Origin of the sequence: Pseudomonas lini, assembly GCF_001042905.1 — a bacterium.
GTDB classification, from domain to species: Bacteria; Pseudomonadota; Gammaproteobacteria; order Pseudomonadales; family Pseudomonadaceae; genus Aquipseudomonas; species Aquipseudomonas lini.
This window is the reverse complement of the sequence record NZ_JYLB01000007.1, coordinates 95,178-118,295: the sequence shown is the minus strand read 5'-3', so window position 1 is coordinate 118,295 and position 23,118 is coordinate 95,178. Positions and strand designations below refer to the sequence as shown.

Annotated in this window: 22 protein-coding genes; 6 read left to right on the top strand and 16 right to left on the bottom strand. The window is 60.5% G+C overall.

The window, feature by feature from the left end; genetic code table 11:
- Positions 1-27 precede the first annotated feature (27 nt).
- From TU81_RS21115 to TU81_RS21075, 9 genes are all read right to left on the bottom strand, one after another.
- Positions 28-1,185 carry a D-alanyl-D-alanine carboxypeptidase family protein gene (locus tag TU81_RS21115; RefSeq protein WP_038981382.1) on the bottom strand — a complete coding sequence of 386 codons (1,158 nt, stop codon included), beginning with the start codon at positions 1,183-1,185 and terminating at the stop codon, positions 28-30.
- A 183-nt stretch (positions 1,186-1,368) separates the two neighbouring features.
- On the bottom strand, positions 1,369-2,379 hold the full coding sequence (locus TU81_RS21110) for a septal ring lytic transglycosylase RlpA family protein (protein ID WP_038981381.1): 1,011 nt from the start codon (positions 2,377-2,379) through the stop codon (positions 1,369-1,371).
- Positions 2,379-3,389, bottom strand: coding sequence for a lytic murein transglycosylase B (gene mltB, locus TU81_RS21105; RefSeq protein WP_048396441.1), 1,011 nt, complete (start codon positions 3,387-3,389; stop codon positions 2,379-2,381). Before mltB ends, TU81_RS21110 begins: the two co-directional genes overlap by 1 nt.
- Positions 3,390-3,406: 17 nt before the next feature.
- A complete protein-coding gene (gene rodA, locus TU81_RS21100; RefSeq protein WP_048396506.1) occupies positions 3,407-4,510 on the bottom strand; it encodes a rod shape-determining protein RodA in 1,104 nt (367 codons plus the stop codon).
- A gap of 31 nt (positions 4,511-4,541) precedes the next feature.
- Complete coding sequence (mrdA, locus tag TU81_RS21095) at positions 4,542-6,437, bottom strand: penicillin-binding protein 2 (RefSeq protein WP_048396440.1); 1,896 nt, start codon at positions 6,435-6,437, stop codon at positions 4,542-4,544.
- A 10-nt stretch (positions 6,438-6,447) separates the two neighbouring features.
- Positions 6,448-6,915: a 23S rRNA (pseudouridine(1915)-N(3))-methyltransferase RlmH gene (rlmH, locus tag TU81_RS21090; protein ID WP_003185785.1), complete on the bottom strand. Its 468-nt coding sequence runs from the start codon at positions 6,913-6,915 to the stop codon at positions 6,448-6,450.
- A gap of 9 nt (positions 6,916-6,924) precedes the next feature.
- Positions 6,925-7,419 carry a ribosome silencing factor gene (gene rsfS / locus TU81_RS21085; protein ID WP_038981377.1) on the bottom strand — a complete coding sequence of 165 codons (495 nt, stop codon included), beginning with the start codon at positions 7,417-7,419 and terminating at the stop codon, positions 6,925-6,927.
- A 72-nt stretch (positions 7,420-7,491) separates the two neighbouring features.
- Positions 7,492-8,136 carry a nicotinate-nucleotide adenylyltransferase gene (nadD, locus tag TU81_RS21080; RefSeq protein ID WP_161794745.1) on the bottom strand — a complete coding sequence of 215 codons (645 nt, stop codon included), beginning with the start codon at positions 8,134-8,136 and terminating at the stop codon, positions 7,492-7,494.
- A 46-nt stretch (positions 8,137-8,182) separates the two neighbouring features.
- Entirely contained in the window at positions 8,183-9,454 is a 1,272-nt protein-coding gene (locus TU81_RS21075; protein ID WP_048396438.1) for a glutamate-5-semialdehyde dehydrogenase, read from the bottom strand.
- 189 nt (positions 9,455-9,643) lie between these two features.
- On the opposite strand from TU81_RS21075, the gene TU81_RS21070 reads away from it, so the two are divergent.
- Together TU81_RS21070 and TU81_RS21065 are read left to right on the top strand one after the other, a co-directional pair.
- The gene (locus tag TU81_RS21070; RefSeq protein WP_048396437.1) at positions 9,644-10,342 is read left to right on the top strand and encodes a DNA-3-methyladenine glycosylase; all 699 of its coding nucleotides are present in this window, start codon (positions 9,644-9,646) and stop codon (positions 10,340-10,342) included.
- Positions 10,343-10,533: 191 nt separating this feature from the next.
- Positions 10,534-11,850, top strand: a complete 1,317-nt coding sequence (locus tag TU81_RS21065) for a bifunctional DedA family/phosphatase PAP2 family protein (protein ID WP_048396436.1) — start codon at positions 10,534-10,536, stop codon at positions 11,848-11,850.
- A gap of 93 nt (positions 11,851-11,943) precedes the next feature.
- Here TU81_RS21065 and TU81_RS21060 read toward each other — a convergent pair whose 3' ends face one another.
- From TU81_RS21060 to TU81_RS21050, 3 genes are read right to left on the bottom strand one after another with little or no spacing between them, the layout of a single operon-like run.
- A complete protein-coding gene (locus TU81_RS21060) occupies positions 11,944-12,534 on the bottom strand; it encodes an LON peptidase substrate-binding domain-containing protein (RefSeq protein ID WP_038981372.1) in 591 nt (196 codons plus the stop codon).
- 10 nt (positions 12,535-12,544) lie between these two features.
- The gene (locus TU81_RS21055; protein WP_008009037.1) at positions 12,545-13,261 is read right to left on the bottom strand and encodes an LrgB family protein; all 717 of its coding nucleotides are present in this window, start codon (positions 13,259-13,261) and stop codon (positions 12,545-12,547) included.
- A complete protein-coding gene (locus tag TU81_RS21050) occupies positions 13,258-13,620 on the bottom strand; it encodes a CidA/LrgA family protein (RefSeq protein WP_038981371.1) in 363 nt (120 codons plus the stop codon). The genes TU81_RS21055 and TU81_RS21050 overlap by 4 nt, the downstream gene beginning before the upstream one ends.
- A 194-nt stretch (positions 13,621-13,814) precedes the next feature.
- Here TU81_RS21050 and TU81_RS21045 point away from each other — a divergent pair, with 194 nt between their 5' ends.
- The 3 genes from TU81_RS21045 (at position 13,815) to TU81_RS21035 (ending at position 16,769) form a co-directional block, all read left to right on the top strand.
- Entirely contained in the window at positions 13,815-14,270 is a 456-nt protein-coding gene (locus tag TU81_RS21045) for a MaoC family dehydratase (RefSeq protein WP_038981370.1), read from the top strand.
- A 114-nt stretch (positions 14,271-14,384) separates the two neighbouring features.
- Positions 14,385-16,100: a C13 family peptidase gene (locus TU81_RS21040; protein ID WP_038981369.1), complete on the top strand. Its 1,716-nt coding sequence runs from the start codon at positions 14,385-14,387 to the stop codon at positions 16,098-16,100.
- A 27-nt stretch (positions 16,101-16,127) separates the two neighbouring features.
- Entirely contained in the window at positions 16,128-16,769 is a 642-nt protein-coding gene (locus TU81_RS21035; RefSeq protein WP_048396435.1) for an oxidoreductase, read from the top strand.
- An 85-nt stretch (positions 16,770-16,854) separates the two neighbouring features.
- Here TU81_RS21035 and TU81_RS21030 read toward each other — a convergent pair whose 3' ends face one another.
- The 4 genes from TU81_RS21030 to TU81_RS21015 form a co-directional block, all read right to left on the bottom strand.
- Positions 16,855-17,139: a YceK/YidQ family lipoprotein gene (locus TU81_RS21030; protein ID WP_048396434.1), complete on the bottom strand. Its 285-nt coding sequence runs from the start codon at positions 17,137-17,139 to the stop codon at positions 16,855-16,857.
- Positions 17,132-17,764, bottom strand: a complete 633-nt coding sequence (ubiX, locus tag TU81_RS21025) for a flavin prenyltransferase UbiX (RefSeq protein WP_007894343.1) — start codon at positions 17,762-17,764, stop codon at positions 17,132-17,134. Before ubiX ends, TU81_RS21030 begins: the two co-directional genes overlap by 8 nt.
- Positions 17,761-19,110, bottom strand: coding sequence for a UDP-N-acetylmuramate:L-alanyl-gamma-D-glutamyl-meso-diaminopimelate ligase (gene mpl / locus TU81_RS21020; protein WP_038981367.1), 1,350 nt, complete (start codon positions 19,108-19,110; stop codon positions 17,761-17,763). The genes ubiX and mpl overlap by 4 nt, the downstream gene beginning before the upstream one ends.
- A 158-nt stretch (positions 19,111-19,268) precedes the next feature.
- Positions 19,269-21,182: a sigma-54-dependent Fis family transcriptional regulator gene (locus TU81_RS21015; RefSeq protein ID WP_048396433.1), complete on the bottom strand. Its 1,914-nt coding sequence runs from the start codon at positions 21,180-21,182 to the stop codon at positions 19,269-19,271.
- A 391-nt stretch (positions 21,183-21,573) separates the two neighbouring features.
- On the opposite strand from TU81_RS21015, the gene exaC reads away from it, so the two are divergent.
- On the top strand, positions 21,574-23,094 hold the full coding sequence (gene exaC / locus TU81_RS21010; protein WP_038981365.1) for an acetaldehyde dehydrogenase ExaC: 1,521 nt from the start codon (positions 21,574-21,576) through the stop codon (positions 23,092-23,094).
- Positions 23,095-23,118 lie beyond the last annotated feature (24 nt).

The window sequence follows — 23,118 nt, the reverse complement described above, 5'->3', positions numbered from 1 at the left end:
AACGAGGCCATGCAGGTCCACACTAATTCAGTTGAACAAGCCGTAGAAGAATAGACGGATGCTATCCCACATGCGGCGGAAGATACCACCCTCGTCGACCGCGTCCAGAGCGATCAGGTCGGCGCTGTGCACCACCTTGTCGTCCAGTTTCACTTCGACTTTACCGATCACATCGCCCTTGGCGATTGGCGCGACCAGTTGTGGGGTCATGGTCATGCTGGCAGCGAGCTTTTTCAGCTGGCCTTTTGGCAGGGTCATGGTCAGGTCTTGAGCCAGACCGGCCTTGACTTGATTGGTCGTGCCTTTCCAGACAGGTGCCTGAGCCAGCTCGGCGCCCTTCTGATAGAAGGTCTGGGTTTCGAAGAAGCGGAAACCATAGGTCAGCAGCTTCTGGGTTTCGGCAGCACGGGCCACTTCGCTGTTGGTGCCGAACACCACGGCGATCAGGCGCATGCCATCGCGTACAGCCGAAGACACCATGCAGTAGCCGGCTTCGTCGGTGTGACCGGTTTTCAGACCGTCGACGGTCTTGTCACGCCACAGCAGCAGGTTGCGGTTAGGCTGCTTGATGCCGTTCCAGAAGAACTCTTTCTGCGAGTAGATCGCGTAGTGAGCCGGGTCTTCGTGAATGATCGCGCGAGCCAGCACGGCCATGTCGTGAGCCGACGAGTAGTGCTCCGGGTTCGGCAGGCCGGTCGGGTTCATGAAGTGGCTGTTGGTCATGCCCAGATCGCCAACGGTTTTGTTCATCATGTCGGCGAATGCGTCTTCGCTGCCGGCGATGTGCTCGGCGAGCGCAACACTGGCGTCGTTGCCCGACTGAATGATGATGCCGTGCAGCAGGTCGCTGACAGTCACTTGCGTGCCGACCTTGATGAACATCCGCGAACCGCCGGTACGCCAGGCGTTCTCGCTGACGGTCACTGGATCGTTTTCACCAATCTGGCCACGACGGATTTCCAGGGTCGCGATGTAGGCGGTCATCAGCTTGGTCAGGCTGGCCGGTGGCAGACGCTGGTCACCGTTGTTCTCTACCAGCACGTTGCCGCTGCTGGCGTCCATGAGTACGTAGGCTTTGGCGGCCAGTTGCGGTGGCGACGGCATCATCTCGACCGCGAATGCGGCAGGCGAGAGGAGCAGCGGGACTAGCAGGCACAGGCGTTTGGCAAAGGTGGTGATGTTCATCCGTCTCTCGAAATCGCTAATGGAAACTGCCCTAGGGCAAAACTAATCAGACAACTCTCTAAAAAGTTGTCGCGTGTTCAGTTGCTCACTCTGCAACCCTTGCCGGGCTTTTGTTCTTCAACGAGCCAACAACCCGGTTCCCCCCCCAAAACCGCAAGCGAACCGTCAAACAAGAACCAGGTATTACTCGGCGCTGACCAGGCTCGGCGAACCGAGATTGGCCAGCCGCACGCTGTTCTGCACTTGCTGAATTTCACCCGGCGAGCCGATCGGCCCCAGGCGCACTCGATGCAATGTCTGCTGGTTACGCACGATCGAGCTGATGAACACCGGAGCGCTCACCATCCCGCTGAGCTTCGATCTCAGGAGTTCTGCAGCGTCCGGGTTGGCGAACGCGCCCACCTGCAGATACTGGCCAGAGGCTGGTACAGAAGCGTTTTTTTTTGCATCGATTTGCACGGGCACTACGGCCGCGGCGTGTTGCTGCGGCGGTGGCGTCCATTGTTCGACGGTGCCGGCCGACGCCGTAATCACCGGGGCGCTATTTTGCGCGACTTTCGGCTCATTAAGCATCAAGGGCGCCGGACGGCCTTTGGCTGCCCACCATTGCTGCGGGTCGATGCCTTCGACCTTGACCCGCGCCGTGCCGGTTTCGGCATAGCCGAGCTTTTTGGCGGCAGCATAGGACAAGTCGATGATGCGGTCAGAGTAGAACGGCCCACGGTCGTTGACCCGCAGGATCACGGTTTTGTTGTTGTCCAGGTTAGTCACCCGAACGTAACTGGGCAGTGGCAAGGTCTTGTGCGCGGCACTCATGCCGTACAGGTCGTACACCTCGCCATTGGCGGTGTTCTGGCCGTGGAACTTGGTGCCGTACCAGGACGCCGTGCCCGACGCGACGTAGGTCTTGGATTCCTGCTGCGGGAAATAAGTCTTGCCCAGCACGGTGTACGGGTTGGCTTTGTAAGGACCACTGTGCAGGGTCGGCGTGGCATCCGGGATACGCGATACGTCGACGTCCCACCAGGGTGCGCCATCCTTGTGAGCCCGGTTGATATCCAGGCCAGGTGCCGAACGAACGGCGGTCGGAGACTTCTGAGCCGGCGCGCGGCTGGTCGAACAACTGGCGACCAGGACCGTCAACGCGGCGAACGCCATGAGCTTCAGGGGTTTATTCATAGGCAATGCCCGCATTACTTGACGCCCCGTGCTTGGACCAGCTGTTCAGACAGTTGATGTACGGCCATGGCGTACATCACGCTGCGGTTATAACGCGTGATCGCGTAAAAATTCGTCAGGCCCATCCAGTATTCAGGGCCATTGTCACCTTCCAGACGGAAAGCCGTGACTGGCATATCATCGCGCAGCGCATCATGACTCGACCAGCCCAGCGCCCGCAACTCCCCGACGGTTTTCGTCGGCTCGATGCCGGCGGTCAAACCCTCGTCTACCTGATCGCCACGCACATCGGCGCGGCTGACCACAGGTTCGCCGGCAACCCAGCCGTGACGCTTGAAATAACTGGCGACGCTGCCGATGGCATCATCCGGGTTGGTCCAGATATTAATGTGACCGTCACCGTCGAAATCCACCGCATAAGCGCGAAAACTGCTCGGCATGAACTGCGGCAAACCCATGGCTCCGGCGTAGGAGCCTTTGAGGGTCAACGGGTCGACCTGCTCCTCGCGGGCCAGCAGCAGGAATTCACGCAATTCCTTGCGGAAGAATTCGGCACGGGGAGGATAGTCGAAACCCAGGGTCGACAAGGCATCGATTACCCGGAAATTGCCGGTATTTCGACCAAAAAAGGTCTCGACGCCGATGATCGAGACGATCACCTGCGCCGGCACGCCGTATTCCTGCTCGGCGCGAGCCAGGACCGCTTCGTGCTGACGCCAGAAGTCCACACCACGAGCGATGCGCGCGTCGGTGATGAACATCGGGCGATATTCTTTCCACTGTTTAACCCGTTCGGCGGGCTTGGAGATCGCGTCCAGAATCGACTGTTTGCGCTCGGCTTCGCGGAACACGCCCATCAGCTGTTCGCCGGCAAAGCCATAGTCGCGGGTCATTTCACCGACGAACTCGGCCACCTGGGGTGAGCCTTCGTAATCGCCGGCCCACGCTTGCTGCGTGGTACCAAGGATGCTTACCAGGCCGACCCACGGTGCGTATCGAGTCGCCCAGCCACGCATTACTTGCATTGAAATCTTCACCTTATTCAAACCTGTGCGATCCACTTACGATGGGTATGGATCGACATCAAAACCCCAAACGCTGACAGTAGCGTCACCAGCGAAGTTCCTCCGTAGCTAATGAACGGCAACGGCACTCCCACAACCGGCAACAGGCCACTGACCATACCGATGTTGACGAAAACGTAAACAAAAAACGTCATGGTCAGGCTGCCCGCGAGCAATTTGCCGAACAATGTCTGCGCCTGGGCGGTAATCACCAGTCCGCGACCGATCAACAGCAGGTAAATCAGCAACAGTGCGCAGATGCCCACCAGGCCGAATTCTTCGCCCAGCACCGCAATAATGAAGTCGGTGTGGCTTTCCGGCAGGAAGTCCAGGTGCGACTGAGTGCCAAGCAACCAGCCTTTGCCGAACACGCCACCGGAACCAATGGCGGCTTTCGACTGAATGATGTTCCAGCCGGTACCCAGCGGATCGCTCTCCGGGTCGAGGAACGTCAGGACGCGCTGCTTTTGGTAATCGTGCATCACGAAGTACCACATGGCCACAGACACCGGCACGGCGGCAGCAATTACGCTGAGAATCCAGCGCCAGCGCAGGCCGCCCATGAACAGCACGAACGCGCCACCGGCGAGAATAAGCAGTGAAGTGCCGAGGTCGGGCTGGCGCACGATCAAGATGAATGGCAACCCGATCAGAAACAGACTGACGCCCACATGCTTGAGCTGTGGCGGCAAGGAGCGCTTGGCCAGGTACCAGGCGATAGTTGCCGGCATCAAGATCTTCATGAACTCCGAGGGCTGGAAGCGGATCACCCCGGGAATGTTGATCCAGCGCGTGGCACCCATGGCGTTGTGGCCCATGACGTCCACCACCACCAGCAACAGCACGCCGATCACATAACCGACGGGCACCCAGCGGGCCATGAAGCGCGGCTCGAACTGGGCGATGACGATCATCGACACCAGGCCGATGCCAAAGGAAGTCGCTTGCTTGGCCAGCAGATCCCAGCTTTTGCCGCTGGCCGAATACAGCACGAACAGGCTACCGGCCGCGAGGGTCAGCAGCAGGATCAGCAGCGGGCCGTCGATGTGCATGCGTTGCAACAGCGTCGCACGGCGACGCATCACATCCTCGCTGGAGAGGATGCGATCGAAATTACTCTTCACGGGCCGTAGCCTCCGCACTGATAGGGCTGGCGTATTCGGCTTTCAGTCGGCCGTCCTGGTCCAGGAGCCAGGCGTCCATGACTTGACGCACCACAGGCGCGGCGACACCGGAGCCGGACTCACCATTCTCGACCATCACCGACACTACGATTTTCGGGTTTTCGGCCGGCGCGAAGCCAACGAACAAGGCGTGGTCGCGATGGCGCTCCTGAACCTTGGAGCGGTCGTATTTCTCGCCCTGCTTGATCGCGACCACCTGAGCCGTACCACTTTTGCCGGCGATCCGGTATTGCGAACCGATCGCGGCCTTACGCGCGGTGCCGCGGGCACCGTGCATCACCTGCTGCATGCCGTGGTTGACCTTGGTCCAGTCCGACGGGTCGCGCAGGATAATGTCCGGCATTGGATTTTCGTCCACCGGCTTCGCGCCTTCGAGGGTCTTGGCCAAATGCGGACGATTCCAGACACCCTTGTTGGCCACCAGCGCCGTGGCCTGCGCCAACTGCAACGGAGTGGACTGCATATAGCCCTGACCGATCCCGAGAATCAGCGTTTCGCCCGGATACCAGGCTTGACGACGGGTCGCGCGCTTCCATTCCCGGGTCGGCATCAACCCCGGCGACTCTTCGAACATGTCGAGGGAGACTTTCTGGCCAATGCCGAATTTACTCATGTAGGCCGACAACCGATCGATCCCCAGCTTGTGGGCCAGGTCATAAAAGTAGGTGTCATTGGAGCGCATGATCGCCGTGTCCAGATCCACGTAGCCGTCGCCGGTACGGTTCCAGTTACGGTATTTGTGATCGTAGTTGGGCAGTTGGTAGTAACCGGGGTCGTAGACCCGGGTCGACGCCGTAACCACGCCCGCATCCAGACCGGCAATCGCCACCGCTGGTTTAATCGTCGAGCCCGGCGGGTACAGACCACGCAACACGCGGTTGAACAGTGGCCGGTCGATGGAATCGCGCAACTCGGAATAGGCTTTGAAGCTGATGCCGGTGACGAACAGGTTCGGGTCGAAACTCGGCTGACTGACCATCGCCAGCACTTCGCCGGTTTTCGGGTCCAGCGCCACCACCGCGCCACGGCGACCGCCAAGCGCGGCTTCGGCGGCCTCCTGCAATTTGATGTCCAGGCTCAGGACGATGTCCTTGCCGGAAATCGGTTCGGTACGTTTGAGTACCCGCAGCACGCGGCCGCGGGCGTTGGTCTCAACTTCTTCGTAACCCACCTGACCGTGCAGCTCGGGCTCGTAGAACCGCTCGATGCCGGTTTTACCAATTTGATGGGTGCCGCTGTAACCCACCGGATCCAGAGTCTTCAGCTCTTTCTCGTTGATCCGCCCCATGTAACCCACCGAGTGCGCAAAGTGCGCGCCCTGCGGGTAATGCCGCACCAGTTGCGCGACCACTTCCACGCCAGGCAGGCGGAACTGGTTCACCGCGATGCGGGCGATCTGCTCTTCGGTCAGCTCGAACAGGATTGGCACCGGCTCAAACGGTCGGCGCCCCTGACGCATGCGCTTTTCGAAGATCACCCGGTCCTCGGGCGTCAGCTCCAGCACTTCAACGATCACGTCGAGCACTTGCTGCCAGTCACCGGAGCGTTCGCGGGTCATGCTCAGGCTGAAGCTCGGCCGGTTGTCGGCCACCACCACGCCATTGCGGTCGAAGATCAACCCGCGCGTCGGCGGAATCGGCTGCACATGGACGCGGTTGTTTTCCGACAGGGTCGAGTGGTACTCGTACTGGATCACCTGAAGGAAATACAGCCGAGCGATCAGCACGCCAATCAGCGCCACCACTGCAATTGCCCCGAACACGACGCGGCCACGCACCAGACGGGCGTCTTTTTCGTGGTCCTTGATACGGATCGGCTGGGGCATGAGGGCAGAACTACTTGTGGTAAGGGTGGCCGGACAACACTGTCCAGGCACGATACAGCTGTTCGCCGATCAGAATCCGCACCAGCGGGTGCGGCAACGTCAACGGTGACAACGACCAGCGTTGATCCGCCCGGGCACAGACTTCCGGCGCCAGCCCCTCGGGGCCGCCGACCATGAAATTCACCGTGCGCGAGTCCAGCCGCCAACGATCGAGTTCGACCGCCAGTTGCTCGGTGCTCCAGGGCTTGCCGTGGACTTCGAGGGTGACAATGCGCTCGTTCGGCCCGACCTTGGCCAGCATGGCTTCGCCTTCCTGACGGATAAAGCGCGCCACGTCGGCGTTCTTGCCGCGAGTGTTGAGCGGAATTTCCACCAGTTCCAGCGCCAGCTCGGACGGAAGACGCTTGGCATATTCATGCCAGCCTTCTTCCACCCATTTGGGCATGCGTGAACCGACGGCGATCAGTCGCAGTCGCACAGCGTTCCCTTATTGCTGGTCTTTGTTGAGCTTGATGAAATGCTCATGGGTGTTTTCCGGGCTGTGGTGCGCGGCGCTGCCGGCACGGCTCTGCTCGGCACCCTGCCACAAACGCTCCAGGTCATAGAACTGGCGAGCGCTGGCAGTCATCATGTGCACGATGACATCGTCCATATCCAGCAACACCCAGTCGCTGTCGCCCTTGCCCTCTTCACCCAACGGCTTGACGCCCTGGGCCTTGACCGCCTCGCGGACCTTGTCCAGCATCGCGCCGATCTGGCGGTTGGAAGTACCGGTAGCAATGATCATGAAGTCAGTGATGCTCTGCTTTTCACGAACGTCGATCACCAGAACATCCTGGGCCTTGACGTCCTCCAGGGCTGCAACGGCAACCTTGACCAGCTCTTCGCCGCGCAGTTCCGGGCCGGTATTGGCCACTACTGGCAGCGGAGCGCTCTTGAACGTGCCCTTGCGCTTTACTTTGTTTACGTCTTTGTCAGTCATATAAAACTCGTTTTGCTCGTGTGTTCGGGCGCTTCGATACACGCATTCACGTGCCTTGAAGCGCGCCCTTTTTCAGTTCGACGCACGGTAAAGCCCGTGCGCATCGATGTAGGCCAGGACCGCGTCGGGCACCAGGAAACGTACCGACTTACCGCTGGCCAGCAGTTGACGGATCTGGGTGGCGGATACCGCGAGCGGCGTCTGCCAGACGAATGCAATCTGTCCGCTCGGCCCTTTGAGGGCCAGCGGGTCGCTCACCGAGCGCGCTGCCAGCAGGTTGCGCAAGGCATCCGGCGGTTCGCTGTCGGCATCCGGGCGTTGCAGCACCAGGATGTGGCAATGCTGGAGCAACTCTTCCCAGCGGTGCCAAGTGGGCAGGCCGCAAAATGCGTCCCAGCCCAAAAGTAGAAAAACCTGGTCTGGGGCGGCCAATTCGGCGCGCATCAGTTCCAGGGTGTCGATGGTGTAGGACGGTTTGTCCCGCTGCAATTCGCGGGCGTCCACCACCAACGGAGGCACACCGGCCACCGCGCACTTGACCATCGCCAGACGGTCCTTCGCCGACACTTGCGGCGTACCGCGATGAGGCGGCCTGGCACTGGGTGTCAGACGCAACTCATCGAGCGCCAGCGATTCGGCGACTTCCAGCGCACCGCGCAAATGGCCGATGTGCACCGGGTCGAAGGTCCCGCCCAGTACGCCAATGCGTCGAGGCAGAGGCTCGCTGGCGGTCACTTGGATTGACGGGTCGAAGTCGCCCAAGTCAGACCGACTCCTGGCCGCGCAACTGACCGTCACCGATCACGATGTACTTCTCGCAGGTCAGACCTTCGAGGCCCACCGGGCCGCGGGCGTGCAGCTTATCAGTAGAAATGCCAATCTCGGCACCCAATCCGTATTCGAAGCCATCGGCGAAGCACGTCGGGGTGTTGATCATGACCGAAGACGAATCGACTTCAGCCACGAAACGCCGGGTGTCTGCCAGGTTTTCGCTGACGATCGAATCGGTGTGATGGGAGCCGTACTTATTAATGTGCTCGATGGCCTGATCCAGACCGTCGACCACGCGGATCGAGAGGATCGGCGCCAGGTATTCGGTGTGCCAGTCTTCTTCAGTCGCTGCAATGGCCTCGATGATCGCCTGGGTACGCTCGCAACCGCGCAGTTCGACGCCTTTTTCGCGGAACTGGGCAGCCATCGATGGCAGGAAATCCTTGGCGACTGCCTGATCGACCAGCAAGGTTTCCATGGCGCCACAGATGCCATAACGGTAAGTCTTGGCGTTGAACGCGATGCGCTGGGCTTTCGGCAGATCGGCATGAGCGCTGACATAGACGTGACAGATGCCGTCCAGGTGCTTGATGACGGGCACGCGGGCATCGCGACTGACCCGTTCGATCAGGCCACGGCCACCCCGGGGCACGATGACATCGACGTATTCGGGCATGGTGATCAGCGCGCCGACGGCCGCACGGTCGGTGGTTTCGACCACTTGCACCACGGCGGCAGGCAGATCGGCCTCGGCCAGGCCGCGCTGGATGCAGGCAGCAATAGCACGGTTGGAATGAATCGCCTCGGAGCCGCCACGCAGAATGGTCGCGTTGCCGGACTTCAGGCACAGGCTGGCGGCATCGATGGTCACGTTCGGCCGTGATTCGTAGATGATCCCGATCACGCCCAATGGCACACGCATCTTGCCGACCTGGATGCCGGACGGGCGATAACTCATGTCGCGGATCGCACCCACCGGGTCCGGCAGTGCCGCGACCTGACGCAAACCGACGATCATGCCGTCGATGCGCTCCGGGGTCAGTGCCAGGCGTTCCAGCAGAGCAGGCTCCAGACCATTGGCGCGACCGGCGGCCAAATCCAGCTCATTGGCAGCCGTCAGTTCGGCGCGTGCAGCGTCCAGCGCATTGGCAGCCGCCTGCAGCGCACGGTTTTTCTGCGCGGTGCTGGCACGGCCGATCACGCGGGAAGCTTCGCGGGCGGCGCGACCCAAACGGGTCATGTAGTCAAGAACGGACTCAGTCATGGTCTGCAATGGTCTTTGCTAAGGTCTTGGTAAAGAGTAAAGCGGCAGATTATAGCTGCCGCGTCCCGGGACTAACAGCGGTGACAGGCGGATGGTCGAAATGGAGCGCAATTTGCCGACGTTCAGCCGTGATTAAGCTGCATATTGTTATCATCACGACTCAATCAGCCCTGATAAACGCTGTTCATCATGACCAATCTGACTGTTCGTGCCTCCACTACGTCCCCGCCCAAGGGGCTGCCGGATGCATTTTTCGACCGCGACGCCCAAACGCTAGCCCGGGATTTATTGGGCAAAATCATCCGTCATCGGGTCGGCGACCTGTGGCTCAGTGCCCGGATCATCGAGACCGAAGCCTATTACTGCGAAGAAAAAGGCAGCCACGCCTCTCTTGGCTACACAGAAAAGCGTAAGGCTTTGTTTCTGGATGGCGGCCACATCTATATGTATTACGCCCGCGGCGGCGATTCGTTGAACTTCAGCGCTCAGGGCCCCGGCAATGCGGTGTTGATCAAGTCCGCCTATCCATGGGTCGACGAACTGAGCGGGCCGGCGAGCCTGGCGCAGATGCTATTGAACAATCCCGATGCCCGGGGCCGCCCTCGCCCCTCACAAAAATTGTGTGCTGGACAAACGCTGCTCTGCAGAGCGCTGGGGCTGAAGGTGCCAGTCTGGGACGCCAAACGCTTCGACCATGAAGTGCTGCTGGTGGAAGATGTCGGGCCAGCGCCCGGCCACATCATCCAGACCACACGCCTGGGCATTCCCCACGGGCGCGACGAACACTTGATGTACCGTTTTGTTGATGCGGCTTACGCACTTTACTGCACGCGCAACCCGCTGCGCCGGGGGCAAGTCGAAGGTCGCGATTATTTTTTGTTGTCCTGATACCTGCTGAATCTTGATGCAAAGGAGATCCCTGTGGGAGCGGGCTTGCCCGCGATAGGGCCATACCGGTCGACATTAAGGCTGACTGTCACGGCGCCATCGCGGGCAAGCCCGCTCCCACAGGGTTTTATGGTGCTGTTTAAATTGTGTTCGCCCACCAAGGGCCAATTGAATCAGACGGAGTTGTTTTTATGGGCCCATGGCTCGATAGCGTGACCGGTTGGCTGACGGTCAATCCGCAATGGCTGGCCGCGGCAGTGTTCATAGTGGCTTGTATGGAATGCCTGGCGATTGTCGGACTGATCGTGCCTGGCACGGTGTTGCTGTTTGCCGTAACGGTACTGGCTGGCAGTGGCGCGCTGCCATTGGGTGAAACGCTGCTGCTGGGCTTTCTCGGCGGTGTGCTGGGCGACATCGTTTCGTACTTTTTAGGGCGACATTTCCACCAGAACATCCGTCGCCTGCCGGGGTTGCGCCATCATCCGGAATGGATCGCCGGGGCCGAGGCTTATTTCCAGCGTTATGGCATCGCCAGCCTGTTGGTCGGACGCTTTATCGGCCCGCTGCGGCCAATGCTGCCAATGGTCGCCGGGATGTTCGACATGCCCTTCCCGCGCTTCGCCGTCGTCAGCCTGTTGGCTGCCGCGGGCTGGAGCCTCGCCTATCTCCTGCCGGGCTGGGCCACCGGGGCCGCGATTCGCCTGCCATTGCCGGAAGGTTTCTGGCCTGAAGCCGGGATTGTCGCCGGCAGCATTGCAGTGATGGTCGGTCTGAGCGCAAACAGCAGCCTGCGCCGCCATCGCCGGGCGACCCTCTGGATCAGCAGCATGAGCCTGTTGATCCTGATCGGCCTGTTCATCGGCTATCCGCACCTGACCGCCCTTGACCAAGGACTGATGACCCTGATACAGGAACACCGTAGCCCGGTGCTTGATGAAGTGGCTGTGGTGTTCACGCTGATCGGTGAGTTCCGCAACATGTTCATGTTCAGCGCGCTGCTGACAGTCTTGCTATTGCTGACACGACAATGGCGACACGCACTCTTCGCCGGCGGCACCCTGCTGTTCACCGCACTGGGCAACACCGCGACCAAGCACTTTTTCGCCCGTGTGCGCCCGGAAGTGCTGAGCGATCCACTGACCAGCTACAGCATGCCCAGCGGCCATGCCTCGGGCTCTTTCGCGCTGTTCTTGACGCTCGCTGTGCTGGCGGGTCGCGGGCAACCGCCGCGCATGCGCCTGACCTGGTTATTGGTGGGCTGCTTGCCGGCGCTGATGATTGCCTTCTCGCGGGTGTACCTGGGCGCGCACTGGCCGACCGATGTACTGGCCGGCGCGATGCTGGCGGCGTGCGTGTGTGCAGTGAGTCTTTGGCTGACTCAACGCCAGACTTCGCTCAACGCCATGCCGCCGAAAATCTGGTGGCTGGTATTGCCGTCGTTGGTGGCGTTGTTCGGTTTCTTTGTGTTGAGACACATGCCGCATGCGATGTTGCGGTATGCGTACTGAAAAAATCAAAAGATCGCAGCCTTCGGCAGCTCCTACAGGGTGTACGCCAATTTAATGTAGGAGCTGCCGGAGGCTGCGATCTTCTAGCGGACGTCAGGCAAACAACTCACCCTGCAACTCATCCAGCAACGCCTGAATCGCATCCAGCCGCTGCTGCGGATCATCAAGTTGCAGCAGGTCTATCTTGTCCACCTCGGCAAACGGCAACAGGTAGGCCAACTGATTGGCCAGCGACTGTTGCCCCGTCGCTTCGGTGCCCATGCTCAACGCTTCGACCATCGGGTGCTCCGCCAAAGCCTTGAGCAGCGCGACAAGGTCGGCGTCGTCATCCTGTAGCGGTTGCTCAGGCTCATCTTTGAGCCACTCGACTTCGGCGACGATCAACTGGTCGCGCTGCACCTCAGTGCGCACTACATGGAAACGCCGCCCGCCCTTCACCCGAATGCCCAGCAGGCCATTGTCCTGCTGGTGGAAGTCGGTGATCAGCGCCTCGCACCCCACTCGTGCGTAGCCTTCGGGGGCGATGCCGACTTCTTCACCGTCGAGGATGCACACCACACCGAAGCCGCCGCCCTGTTTCATGCAGCGACCGATCATGTCCAGGTAGCGCGCCTCGAAGATCTGCAAGTCGAGGATGCAATCCGGAAACAACACCGTGTTCAGCGGAAAAAGCGGCAAGCTCATAGACATTTCCTTACACCACCATCGACACCGCCAACGGCAGGAACACCGCCGTGGCCACGCCCATCAGACTCATCGCCAGTGCCGCAAAGGCACCGCACTCTTCACTTTCCTGCAAGGCCACCGAAGTGCCGACGGCGTGGGCGGTCATGCCCAGGGCCATGCCGCGGGCCTCTGGGCTGTGGACACCGAGGCGGGTCAGAAGACTCGGCCCGAAGATCGCCCCGATCACTCCGGTAATCAACACGAACACCGCGGCCAACGCCGCGACGCCACCAATCTGCTCCGCCACCAGCATGGCAATCGGCGAGGTCACCGATTTGGGTGCCATGGTCATCAGGATCATGTGTTCGGCGCCGAACCACCAGCCCAGCAGTACACCCATGCCCGTGGCGACTACACCACCTATCACCAGCGTAGTAAATATCGGCCAGAACAACTGCCGGATCCGTCGCAGGTTGAGGTACAGCGGCACCGCCAGCGCAACAGTCGCCGGCCCGAGCAAGATGCTGAGGATCTCGGTGCTCTTGCGGTATTCGGCGTAACTCAGACCGCAACCGACCAGTACAGCGATGACCAGCAACATGGAGACCAGCACCGGTTGCAGAAAAACCCAGCGGGTTTTCTCAAAGGCTGCCAGCACCAACTGATACGCCCCCAGCGTAATGCCAATACCGAACAATGGATGATGAATCACCGACGCCCAGGCGCCGTGCCAATCGAAAATCATTGGCCGTCCTCGCGATGAGCGTGAGGCTTGACCATGCGCTGCATCAGCACGCCGGCGAAGGCCATCGACAACAGCAGTGACAGCACCAGCGCACCGGTGATCGCCCAGAAATCCGCGGCAATGTCGGCGGCGTAAACCATCACGCCTACGGCCGGGGGAACCAGCAGCAACGGCAGGTAACGCAACAAACTGCTGGCCGCGAGGTTCAGGGGTTCACCGACTTGACCGCGGATAATCAGATATCCCAGCAGCAACAATAGGCCAATGATCGGCCCCGGCAGTACCGGCAAAAACAGATGATTGAGGGCGGTGCCGAGCAATTGAAAAAGCACCAGCCAGGTCAGGCCACGTAACAACATCCATCATCTCCCACGCGCGCTCCCCACAAAGAAGGGGCCCGACATTATAAGCATGCCAACGCTATGAATCGGCATTCGCCAAAAGCATGGTTAGTTGACCGGAACAATTTGTCATGTTGATCTAAAGTGGTTCGCAAGGGAGGTCATCCCCCCGCTCGAAAAACCAAAAACCGATGAACCCAAGGAGAGTCTCAATGCCCTATGTTCCAGTTGCGGAGCTCAAAGATTATGTCGGCAAGGAACTCGGATGTTCCCAGTGGCTCACCATCGATCAGGAACGCATCAACCTGTTCGCAGAAGCCACAGGCGATTATCAGTTCATCCATGTCGATCCGGTCAAAGCTGCGCAAACACCTTTTGGCAGCACCATTGCCCATGGCTTCCTGTCGTTGTCGCTGATCCCCAAACTGATGGAAGACATCCTCATCCTGCCCGAAGGCGCGAAGATGGTGGTCAACTACGGTCTGGACAGCGTTCGTTTCATCCAGCCTGTGAAGGTCAATTCCAGGGTGCGACTCAAGGTCGACATGAACGAGGTCATCGAGAAGAAACCCGGCCAATGGCTGCTCAAGGCCACCGCCACGCTTGAAATCGAAGGGTCGGACAAACCGGCGTATATCGCCGAGCCACTGTCCCTCTGCTTCGTGTAAAGCATCCCGGATGCGAAGCAGCTCACGCTGTTTCGCGCCGTGTCTGTGCTGTGTCCCTATAAATGCGACACATAGCTGCGGCATACTCGGTCGCCTAATTGCCCGGATCCCGCTATGCGCTCACTTGCACTCCTTGCTCTGACCCTGTTGCTCACCGCTTGCGGCGATGGCGAATCGCTGTTGCCCCCCGATGCCCGCCTGCCGGACGGCGGACGCTATCGCGGTGATCTGGTCAACGGCTTGCTGCAAGGTGAAGGCCGCATCGATTACCCGAACGGCAGCTGGTACGCCGGCCAGTTCGACAAAGGCCAATGGCATGGCCAGGGCGAATGGCATGGCAGCAACGGCGAGGTCTATCGCGGGCAATTCCAGCAAGGGCTGTTTGACGGCCAAGGCACGCTGACCACCACTGGCAGCAGCTATACCGGCGGTTTCAAGGCAGGTCGACGCGACGGTGAAGGTACCCTCAAAGAAAACGCCATGACCTACCGCGGCGAATTCAAGGCCGATCAATATTCAGGGCTCGGTCGTCTGGAACTCGCAGACGGCAGCCAATACCAGGGTCAATTCGCCCACGGCAAACCCAACGGCGAAGGCCAGCGCAGCGATGCCAGCGGCAATCAGTTCACCGGGCATTTCGCCAACGGCCAGCTGGAAGGCAATGGCACCTTTAACAGCGCCGATGGCGATATCTATGTCGGCGGTTTCAAGAACAATCAACTGCATGGCAAGGGCCGCTACGAAAACGCCGATGGCGATGTCTGGCTCGGTCAGTTCAAGGAAGGCGCGCTCAGCGGCAAGGGCGAGTTGATCGGCGCCGACGGCAGTCACTACATCGGTCAGTTCAGCGACTGGCGCTTCACCGGTCAGGGTCGCTTGAACCTGGCCGATGGCAGCTTCTATATCGGCCAGTTCGACGGCGACAACTATCAGGGCCAAGGTACTTTGGTGCTGACCGATGGCACGGTGCAGAGCGGCACCTGGGTCAATAGTCAGCGCGTGCGCGACGCCGACGGCAAGCTGCTACCCGACCCCCTCGAACTTGGCTTGCTGGCCCAGGGTCGCTTGCTCGATGATGCAATGGCCAACGTGCCCGCCTCGACCCCGGCGGTCGAACTGTACACCTTGACCTTGGGCGGCGATGGCAAGCAGAGCGTGTTCCTGCGCGAGTCCGACTACGTCGCCAACATGCTCGCCAGCCGTTTCGGCGCCTTCGGTCAGATCCGCCTGGTCAACCATCGCGATCACCTCGGCGACCGGCCGATGGCCACCCGGGAGAACCTGCGCCGCGCCGCCCAGACCCTGGCCGAACGCAGCGGCCCGGAAGACTTGCTGTTCATTTACCTGACCAGCCACGGCACCAGCGAACACGAACTGGTGCTCGACCAGCCACGCATGGAACTGGCCGATTTGCCGGCCGACGAACTCGCCGCCGTCCTCGCGCCCCTGAAGAAGCGCGACAAGATCATTGTGATTTCGTCTTGCTATTCCGGCGGCTTCATCCCCGCCCTCAAGGACGAACGCACCCTGATCATGACCGCCTCGCGCGCCGATCGAGTGTCCTTTGGGTGCTCCGAAGAAGCCAACTTCACTTATTTCGGCGACGCGCTGTTCGCCCAGGCGCTGAACCAGACCGACGATCTGGAGCAAGCCTTCAAACTGGCCAGCGCCACCGTGGCCGAGCGTGAACTGGCCGACAGCTTCGAAGCTTCCGAGCCACAGATCTGGGCGCCGAAAACCGTTCTCAGCCACTGGCAACTGTTGCGCAAACAACAGGCACGAAAGGCACTGCAAAGTGTCTCTATCAGCAAGGATGAAAAGAGCAACTAAGCTGAATAGTATCAAGGGGGAATGACTATGTACTTGACGCCTCAGCATGTATTGCTTGCCGGAGCTACCGGGTTAACCGGTGAACATTTGCTTGACCGTCTACTCAACGAGCCAACGATTACACGGGTATTAGCCCCCTCACGTCGACCACTGGCAGAGCATCCTCACCTGGAAAACCCGGTCGGCGACCCAGCGGTGTTTTTGCCGCAATTGAACGGTCGCGTCGACATTGCCTACTGCTGCCTGGGCACCACGATCAAGCAGGCCGGCTCCGAGGAAGCGTTTCGCGCGGTGGACCTGGACATGGTCGTGGCCTTCGCCAAACGTGCACGGGAAATGGGTGCACGGCACTTGATCGTGATCAGCGCTCTGGGTGCCGATCGGCGATCCTCGATTTTCTACAACCGGGTTAAAGGGGAGATGGAACACGCATTGCGCGCGCAGAATTGGCCGCAGCTGACCATTTGCCGGCCTTCGCTGTTGCTGGGCGATCGCGTCGAGCCACGACTGGGCGAGAAAGTCGCCGGTCCGTTGTCCCGATTGATTCCGGGCAAGTACCACGGCATCGAAGCCTGCCAACTGGCCCGCGCCATGTGGCGCCTGGCGCTGGAAGAGCAGGATGGTGTACGGATTGTCGAGTCGGATGAGTTGCGTAAGTTGGGTAAGTAAGATCAAAAGATCGCAGCCTTCGGCAGCTCCTACATAGGTATGTGTACACCTGTAGGAGCTGCCGAAGGCTGCGATCTTCTGCTTTTTACAATCCGCCAGTCGCTTGAAAACTTACGCCAATCACCGTCAACAACGACAGCGGCAACAGCAGCGTGTCGAGCAAGGCACTGGCCGGCAGGTCAACACCCGGATAACTCGGCGCTTCTGCGCCGAACCTATCCCTGGCGCAGCACCCGCCGTTCATCGCATACCAATCCAGACGCGTCCCCGAATACACCACCGGCGCCCCGGGCTTGGCTGCATCAAGGGTTCGTGCCGTGGCGCAGCCCGCCAACTGCAAAGCCAGCAGGATGATCAGCAGCTTATTCATCGCTGCTCAAATGGTGTTCGCCCCAGCGCGGCAGCATGTCTTGCGGGATGTTCAAACAGTTGAGAATTCGCGCCACGACGAAGTCGATCAAGTCATCGATGGTTTGCGGCTGGTGATAGAAGCCCGGTGACGCCGGCAGAATGGTCACGCCCATGTTCGACAACTTGAGCATGTTCTCCAGATGAATGCTCGAATACGGCGCCTCGCGCGGCACCAGAATCAGCTGGCGGCGCTCCTTCAAGGTCACGTCGGCAGCCCGCTCGATCAAGTTGTTGCAGGCCCCGGTCGCGATAGCCGACAAGGTCCCGGTGGAACACGGCACCACCACCATCGCCGCTGGCGAGCCAGACCCTGAGGCCACCGGCGACATCCAGTCTTCCTTGCCATACACCCGAATCTGCCCGGCGGCGGCGCCGGTGTATTCAGTGAGGAAGGCTTGCATCATCTGCGGTTTCGACGGCAGCGAGACATCAGTCTCGGTAGCCATCACCAGTTGCGCAGCCTTGGAAATCAGGAAGTGCACCTCGCGGTCTTCACGCACCAGGCAGTCGAGCAGGCGCAAGCCGTACTGGGCGCCCGAAGCGCCGGTCATCGCCAGCGTGATGCGTTCCGGGCCGTTGTTCATTGCAGCGCCTCGGCCAATTTGCCGTGCAGGCCGCCGAAGCCGCCGTTGCTCATGATCACCACATGCGTGCCGGGCTGGGCCTGGCTCTTCACGCGCTCGATGATGCCTTCCAGCGAATCGCTGACGATCGACGGGACGGTGCACAACGCAGCGGTGCCGCCAAGATCCCAACCGAGGTTGGCCGGCGAATACCAGATCACCTGATCAGCATCGACCACACTTTCCGGCAAGCCATCGCGGTGAGCGCCGAGCTTCATGGAATTGGAGCGCGGTTCGATGATCGCGATCAACGGCGCGTCGCCAATGCGTTTACGCAGGCCGTCGAGGGTGGTGGCGATGGCCGTCGGGTGGTGAGCGAAGTCGTCGTAAATGGTGATGCCACGCACTTCCGCGACTTTTTCCATCCGGCGCTTCACGCTTTTGAACGCGCTCAATGCAGCAATGCCCATCGACGGTACAACGCCGACGTGACGTGCAGCGGCCAAGGTGGCCAAGGCGTTGGCGACGTTGTGCTGACCGGTCATGTCCCACTCGACCACGCCTTGAACGGCGCCTTCGAACATCACTTCGAATTTCGAGCCGTCTTCACTGAGCAGTTTGACTTGCCACTGACCGCCGGCACCGGTGGTTTGCACCGGGGTCCAGCAGCCCATTTCGATCACGCGCAGCAATGCCGGCTCGGTGGTCGGATGGATCACCAGGCCTTCGCTCGGGATGGTCCGAACCAAGTGGTGGAACTGACGTTCGATGGCCGGCAGATCGGGGAAAATGTCGGCATGATCGAACTCAAGATTGTTCAGGATCGCCGTGCGCGGGCGGTAGTGAACGAATTTCGAGCGTTTGTCGAAGAATGCACTGTCGTATTCGTCGGCTTCGATCACGAAGAACGGCGTATCACCCAGACGCGCCGACACCGAGAAATTCTGCGGCACGCCGCCGATCAGGAAACCCGGGCTCATACCGGCATGTTCCAGGACCCAGGCGAGCATGCTGCTAGTGGTGGTTTTGCCGTGAGTGCCGGCAACCGCCAGCACCCAGCGACCTTGCAGTACGTGATCGGCCAGCCATTGTGGGCCGGAGACGTACGGCAGGCCTTTGTTCAGCACATATTCGACGGCCGGGTTGCCGCGGGACATGGCGTTGCCGATCACCACCAGGTCCGGGGCCGGATCGAGCTGTGCCGGGTCGTAACCTTGGGTCAACTCAATGCCCTGGGCTTGCAGCTGAGTGCTCATTGGCGGATAGACGTTGGCATCGGAGCCCGTCACGTGATGGCCCAGCTCTTTGGCCAGAACCGCCATCGAACCCATGAAAGTGCCGCAGATACCAAGAATATGAATGTGCATAGTCGACCTCGTAAAACATGGCCGCAGGTTAGCGTAGGGAGGGGAAAATCGCACCTTGTGTTTCGCCCACACTGACGCCATCGCGGGCAAGCCCGCTCCCACAGGGTCTGCGCTGCCCTTGTGGGAGCGGGCTTGCCCGCGATTGGCCGCGACTCGGTTTACCGGGCGATCCCATGCTTACGCAGCTTTCTGTAGAGGGTATTGCGGCTGACGCCCAGCTGCTCAGCCGTGTGCGTCATGTGCCAGCGCTGCTGTTCGAGCACCGTCAGCAAGGCCAGCCGTTCGGCATCATCCAGCGGATACTCGGACGGTTCTTCAACCGCCGACGCCGTCACCGGCCGGGCCTGGCGAATCATCGCCGGCAAATCCTCCAGCCCGATCCGACCGCCGTCACATAGCGCCGCCAAAGTCCTCAGCACATTGCGCAACTGCCGCACATTCCCCGGCCAGGCAAAATCCAGCAAGGCCTGCCGCGCCGGCCCGTCGATCAATACCGTCTCCCCACCCGCCTCTTCGGCCAGCAAAAAGTCGAGTAACTGTGATTTGTCAGCGCGCTCACGCAGCGCCGGCAATGCGACCTCCAGCCCATTGAGCCGGTAATACAAATCCTCGCGGAAACTGCCGTCCTGCACCCGCTCAAGCAAATTGCGGTGGGTGGCGCTGATGATCCGCACATTGACCGATTCCGGCTCACCGCCAATCGGCACCACCTGACGGTCTTCCAGCACCCTTAAGAGACGGGTCTGCATGCTCAGCGGCATGTCACCGATTTCATCGAGGAACAACGTCCCGCCATCGGCCTGCTGCAGCTTGCCGCGCATGCCTTCCTTGCGGGCACCGGTGAAGCTGCCGCCGCGATAGCCGAACAGTTCGCTTTCGATCAGGCTTTCGGGAATCGCCGCGCAATTGAGAGCAACGAAAGATTTTGCTGCCCGTTGACTGGCCTGATGCACGGCTTTGGCGAAGGCTTCCTTGCCGGAACCGGTTTCGCCGTTGATCAGCAACGGCACATCCCGTTCAAACACGCGCAAGGCCTTGCGGAAATCCTCCTGCAACGCGGCATCGCCCAGGCAAATGCCCGACAAGCGCGGACGCTCGGCAACCATCGGGCTTTGCACCACTGGCACCGGAATACTGCGCGGCTGCCCGCGCAATACGGCAAACAGCCGCCGCCCGTCACGGGTGCGCAACGGCCAACTGGCGCTGGCACTAGGGCTCGCGCGGCCGAGCAATTCATCCAGCGAGCAGTCGAAAAACGCCTCCACCGGTTTACCCAACAGCCCGCCACGAATATGCCCCAGCAAATTCAGCGCACTCTGGTTCACCGCACAGATCCGCCCTTCCCCGTCAAACGCCAGCAACCCTTCGCTGAACAGCCCGACGGATTCGGCCTGCAGGTGAAAACGCAGCAACCATTGATTGTCGAAGTAGCGCAGGAAATAGCAGCTCTCGATCATCTTCGCCGACAGATTGACCAGGGCCATGGTGTGGAACTGGCTCTGACGCGAAACCTCGTGACGCGCCGAAGACACGTCGAGCACCGCCAGCAGCTCGCCGTGCGGATCGAACACCGGGCTCGCCGAGCAGGTCAGGCCGGTGTGACGGCCACGAAAATGTTCGTCTTGATGGATGGTCAGGGACTGACGCTCCACCAGGCAGGTGCCGATGCCATTAGTGCCTTCGCAGGCTTCGCTCCAGTCGGCGCCCAGCCAAAGACCGGCGCGCTCGAAAATCTTCCGTTCGGTGGGCGCAGTGACGCAGTTGAGGATCACCCCGCGGGCGTCGGTCAGCAGCACCGCGTGGCCGGCGCCGGAAAGTTGCTGGTGGAGGCTGGTCATTTCGTTGCCGGCGATCTGCAGCACTTGCTGCAAGCGTTCGCGGCTTTCCAGCACGCGGCCATGTTCCAGCACCGTCGGCGCCATGGTCAGGGCCGGGTCGAGGTGATAGTCCTCAAGACAACGCAGCCAGGAACGAGCAATGGACGGATCGCTACCGGGACCGTGCAGGTGGGATTTACCCTGGGTCACGGTCAGCACTTGCTGGGCATGGCGACTCAAATGGTTGTCGTGCATTTCTTATTATTCTCCCCGAGCGGTTTACATCCCCCTGTAGGAGCGAGGCTTGCCCGCGAAGAACGATAACGCGGTGCATCAGGCAAACCGCATCATGGCCTTCGCGGGCAAGCCTCGCTCCTACAGGGAGGGAGGTTCGAGCATCCTCCAGCCTAGCCTGCATTGCAATGCTGGCAAGACCCGCCAGTCACACGTTGTGCCACAAACGGTACAAAGTGTCACGGCGGCTGTACCGCAAGCGTCACAAACGCCACCCATCCGTCCGACAAAAAACACGCAAGGCCTTGATTTACCGGACCTGCAAGGCGCTGGCCCGACCTTTGCTCTACGCTTAATGCAGCGCTTTAGCGCGTCCTCCCTTATAAGCACAAAAGCCAAGGAGAAACCCATCATGCGTTACGCTCACCCCGGTACTGAAGGCGCTATCGTTTCGTTCAAGAGCAAATACGGTAACTACATCGGCGGCGAGTTCGTCGCGCCTGTCAAAGGTCAGTACTTCACCAATACGTCGCCGGTCAACGGCCAACCTATTGCCGAATTCCCGCGTTCCACCGCCGAAGACATCGAAAAGGCCCTGGACGCGGCCCATGCCGCCGCCGATGCCTGGGGCGCCACGTCCGCCCAGGCTCGCTCGCTGGTCCTGCTGAAAATCGCCGATCGCATCGAACAGAACCTGGAAGTGCTGGCGATCACCGAATCCTGGGACAACGGCAAGGCCGTGCGCGAAACCCTCAACGCCGACATCCCGCTGGCCGCCGACCATTTCCGCTACTTCGCCGGTTGCATCCGCGCCCAGGAAGGCAGCGCCGCCGAGATCGACGGCAACACCGTGGCCTATCACATCCATGAACCGCTGGGCGTGGTCGGGCAGATCATTCCGTGGAACTTCCCGATTCTGATGGCCGCCTGGAAACTCGCCCCGGCCCTGGCCGCCGGTAACTGCGTGGTCCTCAAACCGGCCGAGCAAACCCCGCTGGGCATCACCGTGCTGATGGAACTGATCGGCGACCTGTTGCCACCCGGCGTACTCAATGTGGTGCAAGGCTTCGGCAAAGAAGCCGGGGAAGCCCTGGCCACCAGCAAGCGCATCGCCAAGATCGCCTTCACCGGCTCGACCCCGGTCGGCTCGCACATCATGAAATGCGCCGCCGAGAACATCATTCCGTCCACCGTGGAGCTGGGTGGCAAGTCGCCAAACATCTTCTTCGCCGACATCATGCAAGCCGAAGAAACCTTCATCGAAAAAGCCGCCGAAGGCCTGGTGCTGGCGTTCTTCAACCAAGGCGAAGTCTGCACCTGCCCATCCCGTGCATTGGTGCAAGAGTCGATCTACGACGACTTCATGAAAGTCGTGATGAAGAAAGTGCTGTCGATCAAACGTGGCGACCCGCTGGACACTGACACCATGGTCGGCGCCCAGGCGTCCGAGCAGCAATTCGACAAAATCCTCTCGTACCTGGAAATCGCCAAGGGCGAAGGCGCCGAGCTGCTGACCGGTGGCAAGGTGGAAAAACTCGAGGGCAGCCTGGCGACCGGGTATTACATCCAGCCGACCCTGCTCAAGGGCACTAACAAAATGCGCGTGTTCCAGGAAGAAATCTTTGGCCCGGTGGTGAGCATCACCACCTTCAAGGACGAAGCCGAAGCCCTGGCCATCGCCAACGACACCGAGTTCGGCCTGGGCGCCGGTCTCTGGACCCGCGATATCAACCGCGCCTACCGCATGGGCCGCGCCATCAAGGCCGGTCGCGTGTGGACCAACTGCTACCACCTGTACCCGGCGCACGCCGCGTTCGGTGGTTACAAGAAGTCCGGCGTCGGTCGTGAAACCCACAAAATGATGCTCGACCACTATCAGCAGACCAAAAACCTGCTGGTGAGCTACGACATCAATCCATTGGGCTTCTTCTAAACGCCTGTCGCGAGCAAGCCACTT

Bases quoted from the DNA above. Each gene is read 5' to 3' on its own strand.
- TU81_RS21110 (WP_038981381.1), bottom strand. From the start codon at position 2,379: ATGCGGGCATTGCCTATGAATAAACCCCTGAAGCTCATGGCGTTCGCC.
- TU81_RS21055 (WP_008009037.1), bottom strand. From the start codon at position 13,261: ATGATTTTCGATTGGCACGGCGCCTGGGCGTCGGTGATTCATCATCCA.
- TU81_RS21065 (WP_048396436.1), top strand. From the start codon at position 10,534: ATGGGCCCATGGCTCGATAGCGTGACCGGTTGGCTGACGGTCAATCCG.
- mpl (WP_038981367.1), bottom strand. From the start codon at position 19,110: ATGCACATTCATATTCTTGGTATCTGCGGCACTTTCATGGGTTCGATG.
- TU81_RS21035 (WP_048396435.1), top strand. From the start codon at position 16,128: ATGTACTTGACGCCTCAGCATGTATTGCTTGCCGGAGCTACCGGGTTA.
- TU81_RS21075 (WP_048396438.1), bottom strand. From the start codon at position 9,454: ATGACTGAGTCCGTTCTTGACTACATGACCCGTTTGGGTCGCGCCGCC.
- exaC (WP_038981365.1), top strand. From the start codon at position 21,574: ATGCGTTACGCTCACCCCGGTACTGAAGGCGCTATCGTTTCGTTCAAG.
- rodA (WP_048396506.1), bottom strand. From the start codon at position 4,510: ATGCGTCGCCGTGCGACGCTGTTGCAACGCATGCACATCGACGGCCCG.
- mrdA (WP_048396440.1), bottom strand. From the start codon at position 6,437: ATGCCCCAGCCGATCCGTATCAAGGACCACGAAAAAGACGCCCGTCTG.
- rsfS (WP_038981377.1), bottom strand. From the start codon at position 7,419: ATGACTGACAAAGACGTAAACAAAGTAAAGCGCAAGGGCACGTTCAAG.
- TU81_RS21030 (WP_048396434.1), bottom strand. From the start codon at position 17,139: ATGAATAAGCTGCTGATCATCCTGCTGGCTTTGCAGTTGGCGGGCTGC.
- ubiX (WP_007894343.1), bottom strand. From the start codon at position 17,764: ATGAACAACGGCCCGGAACGCATCACGCTGGCGATGACCGGCGCTTCG.
- TU81_RS21045 (WP_038981370.1), top strand. From the start codon at position 13,815: ATGCCCTATGTTCCAGTTGCGGAGCTCAAAGATTATGTCGGCAAGGAA.
- TU81_RS21015 (WP_048396433.1), bottom strand. From the start codon at position 21,182: ATGCACGACAACCATTTGAGTCGCCATGCCCAGCAAGTGCTGACCGTG.
- TU81_RS21040 (WP_038981369.1), top strand. From the start codon at position 14,385: ATGCGCTCACTTGCACTCCTTGCTCTGACCCTGTTGCTCACCGCTTGC.
- TU81_RS21115 (WP_038981382.1), bottom strand. From the start codon at position 1,185: ATGAACATCACCACCTTTGCCAAACGCCTGTGCCTGCTAGTCCCGCTG.
- mltB (WP_048396441.1), bottom strand. From the start codon at position 3,389: ATGCAAGTAATGCGTGGCTGGGCGACTCGATACGCACCGTGGGTCGGC.
- TU81_RS21060 (WP_038981372.1), bottom strand. From the start codon at position 12,534: ATGAGCTTGCCGCTTTTTCCGCTGAACACGGTGTTGTTTCCGGATTGC.
- TU81_RS21050 (WP_038981371.1), bottom strand. From the start codon at position 13,620: ATGTTGTTACGTGGCCTGACCTGGCTGGTGCTTTTTCAATTGCTCGGC.
- TU81_RS21070 (WP_048396437.1), top strand. From the start codon at position 9,644: ATGACCAATCTGACTGTTCGTGCCTCCACTACGTCCCCGCCCAAGGGG.